At 72.0% G+C, this 11895-nt stretch carries 16 protein-coding genes; 1 reads left to right on the top strand and 15 read right to left on the bottom strand.

What is annotated here, in order from left to right; translation table 11 throughout:
* The first annotated feature begins 236 nt into the window (after nt 1-236).
* Nucleotides 237-1004 (top strand): thioesterase II family protein, encoded by a 768-nt coding sequence (locus OG978_RS26430; RefSeq protein ID WP_326767592.1) that lies wholly within the window; start codon nt 237-239, stop codon nt 1002-1004.
* Nucleotides 1005-1131: 127 nt separating this feature from the next.
* Here the strand turns inward: OG978_RS26430 and OG978_RS26425 are convergent, their stop codons facing one another.
* The 15 genes from OG978_RS26425 to OG978_RS26355 all read right to left on the bottom strand — a co-directional run bounded on the left by OG978_RS26425 (nt 1132) and on the right by OG978_RS26355 (nt 11855).
* Nucleotides 1132-1353, bottom strand: coding sequence for an MbtH family protein (locus tag OG978_RS26425; RefSeq protein WP_326767591.1), 222 nt, complete (start codon nt 1351-1353; stop codon nt 1132-1134).
* Nucleotides 1354-1436: 83 nt separating this feature from the next.
* Nucleotides 1437-2144 carry a 2-hydroxychromene-2-carboxylate isomerase gene (locus OG978_RS26420; protein WP_326767590.1) on the bottom strand — a complete coding sequence of 236 codons (708 nt, stop codon included), beginning with the start codon at nt 2142-2144 and terminating at the stop codon, nt 1437-1439.
* 18 nt (nt 2145-2162) lie between these two features.
* Nucleotides 2163-2909, bottom strand: coding sequence for a 3-oxoacyl-[acyl-carrier-protein] reductase (fabG, locus tag OG978_RS26415; RefSeq protein ID WP_326767589.1), 747 nt, complete (start codon nt 2907-2909; stop codon nt 2163-2165).
* Between the two features lie 19 nt (nt 2910-2928).
* Entirely contained in the window at nt 2929-3411 is a 483-nt protein-coding gene (locus OG978_RS26410; protein ID WP_326767588.1) for a 3-hydroxyacyl-ACP dehydratase FabZ family protein, read from the bottom strand.
* On the bottom strand, nt 3408-3878 hold the full coding sequence (locus tag OG978_RS26405) for a 3-hydroxyacyl-ACP dehydratase FabZ family protein (protein WP_326767587.1): 471 nt from the start codon (nt 3876-3878) through the stop codon (nt 3408-3410). The genes OG978_RS26410 and OG978_RS26405 overlap by 4 nt, the downstream gene beginning before the upstream one ends.
* Nucleotides 3878-4135: an acyl carrier protein gene (locus tag OG978_RS26400; RefSeq protein WP_326767586.1), complete on the bottom strand. Its 258-nt coding sequence runs from the start codon at nt 4133-4135 to the stop codon at nt 3878-3880. Before OG978_RS26400 ends, OG978_RS26405 begins: the two co-directional genes overlap by 1 nt.
* A gap of 65 nt (nt 4136-4200) precedes the next feature.
* Nucleotides 4201-5310, bottom strand: coding sequence for a beta-ketoacyl synthase N-terminal-like domain-containing protein (locus OG978_RS26395; protein ID WP_326767585.1), 1110 nt, complete (start codon nt 5308-5310; stop codon nt 4201-4203).
* 79 nt (nt 5311-5389) lie between these two features.
* A complete protein-coding gene (locus tag OG978_RS26390) occupies nt 5390-5821 on the bottom strand; it encodes a hypothetical protein (protein ID WP_326767584.1) in 432 nt (143 codons plus the stop codon).
* A gap of 2 nt (nt 5822-5823) precedes the next feature.
* Nucleotides 5824-6249, bottom strand: a complete 426-nt coding sequence (locus OG978_RS26385; RefSeq protein WP_326767583.1) for a hypothetical protein — start codon at nt 6247-6249, stop codon at nt 5824-5826.
* Between the two features lies 1 nt (nt 6250).
* Nucleotides 6251-6577: a hypothetical protein gene (locus tag OG978_RS26380; protein WP_326767582.1), complete on the bottom strand. Its 327-nt coding sequence runs from the start codon at nt 6575-6577 to the stop codon at nt 6251-6253.
* Nucleotides 6574-7578, bottom strand: coding sequence for a thioesterase family protein (locus tag OG978_RS26375; protein WP_326767581.1), 1005 nt, complete (start codon nt 7576-7578; stop codon nt 6574-6576). The genes OG978_RS26380 and OG978_RS26375 overlap by 4 nt, the downstream gene beginning before the upstream one ends.
* Nucleotides 7575-8495, bottom strand: coding sequence for an alpha/beta fold hydrolase (locus OG978_RS26370; protein ID WP_326767580.1), 921 nt, complete (start codon nt 8493-8495; stop codon nt 7575-7577). The genes OG978_RS26375 and OG978_RS26370 overlap by 4 nt, the downstream gene beginning before the upstream one ends.
* The gene (locus OG978_RS26365) at nt 8492-9475 is read right to left on the bottom strand and encodes a beta-ketoacyl synthase N-terminal-like domain-containing protein (protein ID WP_326767579.1); all 984 of its coding nucleotides are present in this window, start codon (nt 9473-9475) and stop codon (nt 8492-8494) included. Before OG978_RS26365 ends, OG978_RS26370 begins: the two co-directional genes overlap by 4 nt.
* On the bottom strand, nt 9472-10611 hold the full coding sequence (locus tag OG978_RS26360) for a beta-ketoacyl synthase N-terminal-like domain-containing protein (protein WP_326767578.1): 1140 nt from the start codon (nt 10609-10611) through the stop codon (nt 9472-9474). Before OG978_RS26360 ends, OG978_RS26365 begins: the two co-directional genes overlap by 4 nt.
* On the bottom strand, nt 10608-11855 hold the full coding sequence (locus OG978_RS26355; RefSeq protein WP_326767577.1) for a beta-ketoacyl-[acyl-carrier-protein] synthase family protein: 1248 nt from the start codon (nt 11853-11855) through the stop codon (nt 10608-10610). Before OG978_RS26355 ends, OG978_RS26360 begins: the two co-directional genes overlap by 4 nt.
* Nucleotides 11856-11895: the final 40 nt, after the last annotated feature.

The raw sequence follows: 11895 nt of genomic DNA, 5'->3' as shown, positions 1-11895 counted from the left end.
CGGGAACCACCCTCGGTCGATTTCTGGGACACCGGCGCCCGGCAGCGGATCGGGGCCCGCTGCCGGCGGTCGTCACGGCGAAGCGCGCGGGAGGCGCGCGAGTGCTCATACTGACCCGCTGCACGGTCATCTCCCGGACGGGTGCACGTTGTTGCAGACCGGGCAGCGGGCGGCGCCGTGCCGGGTGCACTGGAAGTGTTGTGGTCCGAGTGATGCCGTACGACGGAGGTAGTGGGATGTCCGAGCTGACCGATGTGTGGTTCCGCCGCTTCAGGCGGGTGGCGCAGCCGCGGCTGCGGCTGGTGTGCCTGCCGCACGCGGGCGGGGCCGCCAGCATGTTCCGTACCTGGCCGCAGTGGCTGCCGGACGATGTGGAGCTGTTGGGGGCCTGCTATCCGGGGCGGCAGGACCGGCTGGGCGACCCGTGTGTGACGGAGATGGCGGTGCTCGCGGACGCGCTGACCGGGGCGCTGTTGCCGTTGGCGGAGCAGCCGTTGGCGCTGTTCGGGCACAGCATGGGGGCGTCGGTGGCGTTCGAGGTCGCGCACCGGCTGGAGCACCGGCACGGTGTCGTGCCGGGCGTGGTGTTCGTCTCGGGTCAGCAGCCGCCGGCCCGGTACCGGAACAGTCAGGCGCATCTGCGCGGGGACGAGGGGCTGCTCGCGGAGGTGGACCGGCTGGGCGGCGACGGGACGAGGTTCCTGGACAGTCCCGAGATGCGGGAGCTGCTGATGCCGGCGATCCGGGGTGACTTCGCGCTCATGGGGAACTACCGGCCCGATCCCGGTCTGCGTATCGGCGCTCCGGTCGAGGCGTGGGTCGGTGACGCCGACTGCGATGTGACGGTCGAGGAGACCCGGGCGTGGGCGGAGGCGACGACGGGGCCGTTCGGTTTGCGGGTGTTCTCCGGCGACCACTTCTATCTGACGTCCGGCACCGGCACCGAGGAGTTGGCGCTCCGGGTCAACGAGCGGCTTTCACCGGCGGCGGCCGGGACGCCGTAGGCGAGCGCAACGGCCGCGGCCCCGGAACCTGTTCGGGTTCCGGGGCCGCGCTGTTGCCCGCCGTACGCCGTACCGGTGTGGCGGCCGTGGTTCCGTCACACCGGTACGGCGCCGCGCGGGCGGTCCGTCACGCCGCGGGGCTGTCCATCGCCGCGGCGAGGCTCCTGGGCCGCATGTCGGTCCAGTTCTCCTCGATGTACGCGAGTGCCGCGTCGTGGCTCGCGTCCTTGAGCGCGATGGTCCATCCGGCCGGTACCTCGGCGAAGACCGGCCAGAGCGAGTGCTGGCCCTCGTCGTTGACGAGCACCAGGTAGGTGGCGTCCTTGTCCTCGAACGGGTTGGTCGACATTGTCTGTTCTCTCCTCGGATCGTGTGCTTCGTAGGTTTCGTGCACTGCCCGGCTGGTCGGGCAGGGGCTGGGCAGCGGGCCTGTCAGCCGCAGCCCCCGGCGTGTCCCAGGTCGCCCGACGCGGTGGCCGACAGGGCGCCGGCGGGTACCGGTGCGTCGGTGTCGGGCCGGGCCGGGGCCTTGTCGCGTACGGCGTCGGCGAACCGGTCGAGCCGGTCCAGGCCCCAGAACTTCTCGCGCCCGGCGATGAGGAACGGCGGGCCGAACACCCCGTCCCGGTAGGCCGACATGAGCGAGGCGGTGGACCGGGCGCGCAGCCCCGGGTCGTCGGCGGCCGCGGCCGCCGCGGCCGGGTCGAGGCCGATCCGCCCGGCCACCTCGGCGATCACCTCGGGGTCGGAGATGTTCCTGCCCTCCTGGAAGCGGGCGCGGTAGACGAGATCGACGTACCGGCGCCCGACGCCCCGGTCCTCGGCCAGGTAGTACGCCAGGTGCGAGACCTCCCACACCGGATCGCGGTCGACGGGCCAGGAGACGGTCATGCCCCGGTCGGCGGCGAGCCTGCGCACATCGGTCAGCACGTAGAAGTGCTTCTCCCGCGACATCGGGGTGTAGAGGAACGCGCCGCCCTCCCCGGCCAGCAGCTCTTCGCTGCGCGGGTCCGGGTCCCAGTACGGGATCCACTCGACGGTGTCCGCGACATCGCCGTGCCGGTCCACCATGTCCCGGTGTGCCAGCCAGGAGTACGGGCTGCGGAAATTGAAGTACCAGCGCGGGCCGCGCTTGGCCATGGCCGTCCCTCCGGATGGCTAGATGGTGATTCCGCCGTCGATCTGGAAGACGGAACCGGTGATGTACGCGGCGCGGTCGGAGGCGAGGTACGCGATGAGGTCGGCGACCTCGTCCGCCCGGCCCATCCGCCCCAGCGGGATCGATTTCAGCGCCCGGTCCTTGACCCCGCCCTGGAGCGTGGAGGTCATGTCCGTGTCGATGAAGCCGGGCGCCACGACATTGGCGCGGATGCCGTACGGTCCGGCCTCCTTGGCCAGCGCCTTCGTGAAGCCGATGATCCCGGCCTTGGACGCGGAGTAGTTGGTCTGCCGTGCGTTGCCGTACACCCCGGCGACCGACGAGACGTTGATGACACAGCCGGACTTGCGCTTCATCATCGCGAAGATGGCGGCCCGGCAGACGTGGTAGACGCCGTCCAGGTTGATGTCCAGCACGTTGTGCCACTGTTCGTCGGTCATCAGCAGCAGCGGGTTGTCGCTGGTGATGCCGGCCGAGGTGACGACCACGTCGATCGGGCCGAGTTCGTCCTCGGTGCGCTCCGCCAGGCCGCGTACCGCCTGGGCGTCGGTGACGTCGGCCCGGACGGCCAGTACGCGTACGCCCAGTTCGGACGCTTCCTTCTCCAGCGCCTGCGCCGCGTCGGCGTCGGACCGGTAGCAGAAGGCCACGTCGTGGCCGTCCTGTGCCAGGCGCAGCACCGCCGCTCTTCCGATGCCCCGTGAGCCGCCGCTGACGAGCGCGACGCGGGACAGCTTGTCTCCCACCCGTTTCTCCTTCTGTGAACTAGATTCCGGTGGCCGCGCGCAGTTGGTCGGCCGGGCGGAACGCCATCGTGGCCCTGGCGACGGTCATGACCGTCGCACCGCCGACGAGCGCCTCACCCTCGAAGATCATCGTGTCGCTCAGCACCCGCAGGACCCGGACCCGGTGCTCCACCACATCGCCGGGGAACACGGGCTGCTCGAAGCGGACGTCGCTGACGCCGCCGAACAGCATCACCTGCCCGTTCAGCACGTCCGGGTTGGGGCTGTCCCAGGTGGCCAGTACGCCCGCCGCCTGGCACCAGGACTCGGTGAGCAGCACCTCGGGGTAGCGGTAGCCGTCCGGCTCCGTCTCCTGCGGGAGCCCGGCGTACCAGGGCTCGTTGCAGGTGACGGCCTTGTGGGCGACCAGCCGCTCGCCGGGCACCACTTCGTCGACCCGGTCCACCAGCAGCATCGGGAAGCGGTGCGGGAGCAGCCGGCGCAGTTCGGCGGTTCCGATCACGGCCGGCCCCCTGACCGGAAGCGCAGCCGGATCGAGGCGGCGTCGCCCCGGCCGGTGCGGGCGGTCGCCGTGACCCGCCAGTGCCGCCCCTCGTGGTCGTCGGGCCCGTCGGGCTTCCAGACCAGTTCCATGGACAGCTCGTCGCCGGGCAGCACCGGTCCGCGGAAGCGCGCCGACTCCACCGCGGTCAGTGCGATCGGGCCGGGTGCGGTGGCCAGGGCGCTGCGGCGTACGCACTCGATGACGCAGACCCCGGGAAAGATGGGGAATCCGGGGTAGTGACCCGCGAAGATCTGCTCCGCGGGATCGATGCGGCAGACGGTGGCCGCCGTCAGGTGGCCCCCGTCCCCGGCGGCCGGAGCACGTACGACACGGATGCCGGCCGTGACCGGGGACGCCTCGGACAGGGACGTGGTCCCGGTCCCGGCATCGGCCCCGGCCCCGGTCCCGGCTGCGGTGACGGTCACTACGGGGTCCGCAGCTTCTGCTCGATCAGGCCGTGCGCCGCCCGCAGGCAGGTGACCTGCTTCAGCTCCTCCTCGCGCAGTTTGACCTGGTAGCGCTTCTCCAGCACCACGACGACCTCCAGGGCCATCAGGGAGTCGATCTCCAGGTCGTCGATGAAGTCGGTGTCGTCGCCGATGTCCGCGACCTCGACGTCGAGCACCTCTGCGATGAGCGCTCGGAGCTGTTCGAGGTCCAGTGTCTGCACTGCGGATGTCATGGGGGTCGTCCCTCTCTCGTTCTGTGTTGTGTGTACGTTCCGGGCGGCGGAGAAAGCCGCGGTCCCTAGGGCCTGTCCGACCCTGATCCGCCGGACAGGCCCTGGCCGAGCCGCAGCACCGCGCACCCCGCTTCGCCGTCCCGGTCCACCGCGGTGACGACCGCGGTCCGGCCGGCCGCCCCGGCCCGTTCGGCGACGGCCAGCACCCCGGCCATCTGGAACATGGCCGCCGCTCCCGCGGTGTCGCCGATCAGCCGCGACACCCGGTTCACCACCGCCGGGTCGAAATGGGCGTCCAGCACGGACTGTTCGGCGTCGCCGAGCGCACCCCGGGCACCGCTCGGGGCGACGATCCACACATCGGCCGGGTCGGTCCCGGACCGTTCCAGCGCACGGCGTACGCAGGTGTCGAGCACGGGAGCCGCGTTCTCGCCGCCGCCCGCGAACACGCCCACCTCCACGGCCTGCACGGTGGCCAGTGGGGTGCCCTGGGCCGAGTCCTCGGGTTCGATCCGGAGCATCACGCAGCCCTCGCCGTGGACCGTGCCCGTCTCGTCCTCGCCGCGCGCGTGCCGGTCCAGCCAGGCACGGGCGTCGGCGTACTCCTCGACGGCGCCGCACAGCACGGTGCGTGCGCGGTGGGCGTTCAGCAGCCGCTGGGAGTACTTCAGGGCGTGCAGGCCGGAGACCCGCCCCCCGGCGATGGTGGCGTTGGGGCCCTTGAGCTGGTGCCGGATGGCGCACTGCCCGGCAGCGCAGTTCATCACCGCGTTGGGGAAGCGGGCCGGGTCGACGAAATAGGGCTTCTCCGAGACGAGGCCGCCGCGGGTGAAGTCCATCATGCTCTGCACGCTGCCCGAGGTGGTGCCGAGGACCAGTGCCACTTCCTCGCCGCTGACCGTGGCGGGTTCGGCGGGCGACTCGTCGATCAGCCGGCCGACCGCCGAGACCGCGAGGCCGGTGGCCCGGTCCATGGCGCGGGTGCCCTTCTTGCCCAGCGCACCGGCCGGGGTGAAGCCGGGGACGAGGCAGACCTCGTCGTCGGGTGTCCGCCACTGCTCGCGGTCGACCGGGGCGACCGTGGACCGGCCGTCGTGGAAGCCGCCCACGAAGGCGTCCCGGCCCATGCCGAACGGCGAGACGGCCGACCACGCGGAGATCACAGTCTTGGTCATGAGGGGTCCATTCCTTGGCTGGAGCGACTACGGGGGCAGGGGCTGGAGCGGTCGCGGTGCGGGCTGGCGTTGTCTCCGGTCACAGGAAGCTCACCGTCCGGTACTCCGGCCAGCGCCGGGCCACCTCCGCGGCGGACACCGGGCGGACGGCCGCGTCCAGCAGGTCGCCGGAGGTGAACCCGAGCGCGGTCAGGTCCTCCTCCTGCACGAGGACCCGCACCCCGGCGTCCAGCAGTACCCGCAGATCGCGGCGCGGGTCGGTGAGGGTGTCCAGCACCCGGTCGCCGAACCGCAGCTTGCCGACCTCGGCCGCCGCCACCGCGCAGGTCACGGCGGGCCCGCGCAGCAGGATGTCCATGCCGCCCAGCTGGCGGTGGAGCTCCACCGCCATGTAGAGCACGTCGAAGAACTGCTTCTCCACCGCGCCGCGGTAGGCCCGTTCGACGATGCCGAGAACCCGGCCGTTGCCCGTACGGGCGGCCGCGGGTCCGGCCGTGTGTGGTGACGTCATGGCTAGAGCACCCCCACGTACAGGGTCTTGTCCGCCGCCGCGACGTTCTCGGCGAAGGCGGACGGCGCCCGGAGCCTGACCTCGGGGATATGGGCCACGGCGCCGCGCTCGTCGCTGCAGAACCGGCAGCCGTACCAGTGCAGCCGGCCCGGGTTCGCCGCAAGCAGTCCGCGGATCACCGTGACGGTCGACGGGTAGTCGCCGGACCAGTGCGCGAGGTTGCGCGGCTTGGACTCGCCGAGGCCCTCCTGGGTGAGCATCGTCGCGTAACCGCACGCCCACACCTGGACGGACGCGTCCTGCCGCAGCATCTCCTCCACGAGCCGCAGCACGCTGGTGACCAGGTCGGAGCCGTGCGGCGAGCCCATCAGCGTGACCAGTACGTCGGTACGCGGTATGCCCTTGGTACGCGGTATGCCCTTGCCCATGTCAGTGCCACACCACCTTCACCGCCGCGTCGAGCACGTTCCCGGCGATCTCGTCCATGTCCACCAGCCGGGACCCGGCCACCAACTGCTCCTGTTTCAGGCCGCGTTGGGCGACCGAGTACCGGTCGACCAGCAGGTCGCCGTCCGCCGCGAGATAGCCGTCGAGCTCCGGCAGCACACCGGGCACGGCGCCCAGCACCCCTTCCTGGAGGAGGAGGAGCTGGGTGCGGTGGCCGCCGCCGGCCAGGGCCGCGGCGTCGCGCACGAACGACGCGCACTCCCGGCCGGCCCACGGCCCCTGCGTCTCGATGAGGAGGTGCCGGCTCATGCGTCCGGTGCCGGTTCGCCGCGCAGGGCCCGCAGCACGTGCGCGTCGAAGTTCACCAGGTGCCAGTCGGTGCGGCTGTCGATGACGGCGTAGCCGTGCGTGACATGTCCGGTGGCCGTCTGCACCAGGCGGCCGTCCCGTACGACGTACGTGTCGAAGCGGGACCGGTAGAGGAAGTCCTTGAAGACCTCCTCCACCGTGTAGACGACGTACAGGTCCTCCTCCATGAGGGCCTCGTCGAGGATCCGGATGTGGGAGTGCGAGCAGGCCGGGATCCATTTGCGGTCGTCGAGGAGCGTCTTGATCGACAGGCCCCGGTCGGCCAGGAAGAGGTCCACGACCTCTTCCATCTGCCGCAGGTAGCCGGACATCTGGAGCCGCTCGGTGAAGTGGCAGTACGGGTACGGGATCCGCCACTTCCAGCCGAACGCGTTCGCACCGGCGGTCAGTTGCTCCAGCACCGGGTCGGGGCCCGAGGTGCCGTGGCCGGCCGAGAGCTGCGTCGTCGGGGCCACGGCGGCCTCGGCGCCGGGCTCGGAGGTACCGAGGCGCGTCGCCGCGAACGGGGCCAGGGCTGTGGGCACCGGCTCGGGCGGGAACGTGGTGTCGATCCGCAGCACCACCTTCGCCTTGCCGGTCACCGCCTTCACCGAGGTGCCGTCGCGGTCGACGTTCAGCGTGACGCGGAAGGCCAGCTCGCTCGCGCCCTCCTTGAAGACCGGCACCACATCGGCGGTCACCATGTCGTCCAGGTGCAGCGAGCTGAGGATCCGGACGTCCATCTCCACGAAGTCCAGGCCGAGGCCGAGCTCCTCGTAGAGCCTGCGCGTGGACAGGCCCGCGGTCCTGAAGTGTTCCAGGACGGCTTCCTCGACCAGGTAGTTGTCGTGCTTGAAGCCGATCCAGGTACAGATGTTGGACCCCTCGAACCGGGGGCGCAGCTGCACCCGGGTCGGGGTCTGCAACAGGGTCTTGACCTGGGTCTCGGTCACGTCGCTCATCGGGCCGGCTCTCCAAACGCTCGGTCGCCGGGCCGGTGGTGCCGGGCCCTGGCGGACAGTGTGCTGACGAAATCGCCGACCACGGCGGAGAACTCCTCGGGCCTCTCGGCCATCAGGAAGTGCCCGCAGTCCGCGAGGATGTGCGTGTGTGCGTCGGGCAGGTCGGCGGCCAGGCTCAGGCCCTCGGCCGGCGCCACCGCGAAGTCGTGTTCCCCGCAGACGATCACGGTGGGTACGTCGATCCGCTCGGCCCGCAGCCACGGGGTGCGCAGATAGCTGTCCACGAACCGCATCCAGCCGTACGGACCTACGCGGTCGCAGACCCGGCGGGCCATCGACAGCTGGATCTCCGGGTCCAGCCGGCCACCGGAGTGGACCCGGATGCCCTCCTCCATGATCCGCTCGAAGTCGTCCAGATAGCGCGTCATGGCGCCCCAGGTGAATTCCTCGGGGCGGCGCCGGTAGAACGGCGCGACGAGCACCAGGCCGCGGATGCCGTAGTGGGCGAACGGGTCGTGCCCGGCGGCGAGTTCGCGGTCGAGCAGGGACAGCAGCTGGATCGCGGAGAAGGAGTGCGCGACGACCACGTCCGCCCCGCCCGGCACTCCGGAGAGCGCCTCGGCCAGCCACGGGGAGGTGTCCGGCGCGTGGTGCCAGTCGTCCACCCCCGCACCGCGCCAGGGCAGGTCCGCCGACCACACCTCGTACCCCGGCGCGCGGTGCGCCAGGAAGTCGTCCCACACGGTCGCGCTGTTGCCGAGGCCGTGCAGCAGCAGCATCCGGCCGTGCTCGGGCCCGTCCACCGGGTGCCGGTGCAGGATCACCGGCCGCCCGGCGCCGTCGGCTGCGGTGGCGGTGGCCCGGGGCGCGCCCTGCGTGTACGGGGGCAGCGTGGTGGTGGCCTCTCCCCCGCTCACCCCGCCTCCCCGGGACCCACCAGGACCAGCCCGGCGGCGGGCCCGGAGGTGCCGCCGCCGGTCACGGCGTACACCGGGCTCGCGCCGCCCGCGGCGAACCAGCCGGCCGACGCGGCGCACTGGAGCACGCCCAGCGCCCCCGACGCGCCACGCCACTGCCGGGCGAGCCCCAGATCCCGTACACCGTCGAGAACACCGGCACCGTCCGGCATCCCGGTTCCGACACCGTCCGGTACGCCGCCGGTTCCGGTGGTGTCCGGTGCCTGCCAGGCCGCCGGGGTGCGGGCGTCGTGGCTGCCGAGCCCGGCCAGGCAGTCCGCCAGTCCGGCGCCCCGCGCGTGCCCGCCGATACCGGCGCGCGCCCGTGCGCCCCGGGCCGCCGCGGTCCGCTGCGTCTCAAGGAGCAGCGCGGCCGCGCCGTCGAAGGCGGTGTCCTGGCCGGTCAGCTTCCGGGCCGCGACGGTGTCCGGTTCGGCCCCGAGGACGAGCACCTGGTCGGCGCGGCCCGAGCCGAGCAGGGCGAGCGCCCAGCGCACCGCGTCGGTGCCCGAGGTCTCGCCGTTGCACAGCATGAGGTTGGGACCGGTGAGGCCGAACCGGATCGCCACCGAGGAGGCCAGCACATTGCTGGAGGCGTTGGGCAGGTCCATCGGGCTGGCGGCGGACGCGGTCTCGGCCGCGATCGTCTCGACCGTCCGGCAGATCGTGTCCAGGTTCCCGTAGTTGGAGCTGGCGACGACGGCGATCCGGTCGCCGTGCAGGGCCCGTCCGTCGTCGTCGAGCAGCCGCGCCTCCGCCAGCGCGTCGCGTGCCGCGCAGTAACTCAGCTGGGTGGCACGGTCCTTGTAGCGCAGTCCCTTGCGGCCGAGGCGTTCCCTCGGCTCGACGGGCGCGCTCTCCGGCTGCCTGGGCCGCAGCAGATCGCCGGGGGCCCCGACACCCGCGACGGCGATGCCGATCCCGGTCACCAGTGTGCTCAACGGACCGCCTCCACGACCGCGACGGCGTTGATGCCGCCGAAGCCGAACGCATTGATCTGGGCCACCGACAGTTCGCCGACGGCTTCCTCACCGGTGACGAACCGGAATTCCGCGGCTTCCTCGACCGGCCGGGAGAGCCCGAGCGTGGGCGGCACCCGGCCCTCCTCCAGCGCGCGCATCGCCGTGATCAGGCCGATCAGTCCGGACGCGCCCGAGGTGTGGCCGGTCATCGACTTGATCGCCGTCATCAGGGGATTGCCGACGTGCGGGCCGAAGACCTCGGCGACCGCGGTGGCCTCGGCCTCGTCGTTGAGCAGCGTGCCGGTGCCGTGCAGCATCACCAGATCGATGTCCTTGGGCTTCAGCCCGGCCACGTCGTGCGCCTGCCGGATCGCCGAGGCGATACCGGCGTGGTCCGGCGCGGTGGCGTGGTGCGCGTCGCAGTTGAGCCCGACCGAACGCAGCCGCCCGTGCACCCTGCCCGGCCGTCGCGCTCCGTCGCGCCGCAGCACGACGGCGGCGGCGCCGTCGCCCATGACCGCGCCCGTGCGGTCGCGGTCGAAGGGCCTGACCCGGTCCGGCGGGGTGGGATGGACGCGCTCCACCAGCCCGTACATGCTCTCGGTGAGCACATCCACCCCGGCGGCGATCACCGTGTCCGCCTCGCCCAGTTCGAGCAGGTCGGTGCCCATCGCCAGCGCGTACAGCGAGGCCGAGCAGGCATTGGCGAAGGTGTACGTGTCCGTGGTGCCGAACCGTTCCCGCAGGGCGTGGCCGAAGTGCAGCCGGCCCGCGTCCATGGGTGTGCCGTCGCGCCACCACAGCTCGACGGAGCGCAGCTCGCGCAGCCCCGTGCCGACGAGGACGGGCACACCCGAGAGGTCCTCGCCCAGGCCCGCGTCCCGGGCGGCCTGCGCGACCGCTTCCAGCAGCCATTTGGTGGCCCGCCCCGGCACATCGGCGCCCGGCACCGGCCGGTCGTCGATCTCGTACGCGTACCGGGCGGCGTACCGCGAACGGTCGAAGCCGCGCAGTTCGGCGTGGGCGGTGCGGCCCGCGCAGAGTCCGTCGAAGAGTTCCCGGGGGTCGCGGCCCACTCCGGCGACCGCGCCCACTCCACTGACCAGCCAGCTCATCGGACCCGCTCCTCGTACTTCCCGAGGGCGACGACCGCGTTGTTGCCGCCGAACGCCAGGCCGTTGTTGAGCACGATGTTGAGGTCGGCCGCCACCGCCTCGTTGGGCACGCAGTCGACGTCGCACTCGGGGTCGGTGCGTACGTGGTTGATGGTCGGCGGGATGAAGCCGTGGACGATCGCCAGTGAGCAGGCGATCGCGGACAGGGCGCTGGCGGCGCCCATGGTGTGGCCGATCATGGACTTGATCGAGACGGTCCGGGGGGCTTCGCCGAAGACCTCGCGGATGGCCTGGGCCTCGGTGACGTCGTTGGCCTTCGTCCCGGTGCCGTGCGCCGAGATGAGGTCGACCTGTTCGGGCTTGACCCCGGCGTCGTCGAGGGCGAGCCTCATGGCCCTGCCGACGCTCGCCCCGTTGGGGGCCACCTGGTGGTGGGCGTCGCAGTTGAGTCCGTATCCGAGCACCTCGGCGTAGATCCGGGCGCCGCGGGCCCTCGCCGATGCCAGGCTTTCGAGCACCAGCACGCCCGCGCCCTCGCCGGTGAGGATGCCCTTGCGGTCGGCGTCGAAGGGCTGGCAGCGCTCGGGGGCGATGGTGCCGAGCCGGTAGAAGCCCGCGAAGGTCTTGCGGCACAGGGCGTCGGCTCCCCCGCACAGCGCGAAGTCCACCTCGCCGGCGCGCACCGCGTCGTAGCCGTATCCGATGGCGTAGTTGCCGGCCGCGCACGCGGTGGGAATGGTGACGGCCTCCACATCGGTGAGGCCGAGTTCGTGGGCGATGGCCGTGGAGAGCCGGCCCGCCCTGACCCGCCGGGCGACCGCGGGGTCCATGTCCTCGGGCCCGGTCCGGATCTCGGTCTCCACCAGACTGTCGAGGTCGCGGGACTCCCCGTCGGTGGTGCCGATCGAGATGAGCCCGCGCTTGGTGCGCAACTCCTCGGGAGCGAGCCCGGCGTCCTCGGTGGCCATCCTGGCGGCGGCCACCGAGAACCGGGCGGCCCGGCCGAGCTGTTCGAGCTCCTGATTACGGATCCACCGGCCGGGGTCGAAGTCGCTGACCTCGCAGCCGTTGGCGTAGGCGAAGCCGGTGGTGTCGAAGCTCGTGATGGGCTTGGCACCGCTGCGCCCGGCGCGCAGTCCCTCGGCGAACGCGTCCGCCCCGATCCCGATGCTGGAGAACACCCCGAAACCGCTCAGGACCACTCTCTGCGCACCGTCCGGGTCGTCCGTGGAGAACGACGTCATGAAATCTCCCCAACCAGTCTCGATGGTCCGTGGTGTGGTG

Origin of the sequence: Streptomyces sp. NBC_01591, from assembly GCF_035918155.1 — a bacterium.
Lineage (GTDB): Bacteria > Actinomycetota > Actinomycetes > Streptomycetales > Streptomycetaceae > Streptomyces.
Note: the sequence above shows the minus strand (reverse complement) of the source record. Positions and strands in the feature narration are given on the sequence as shown.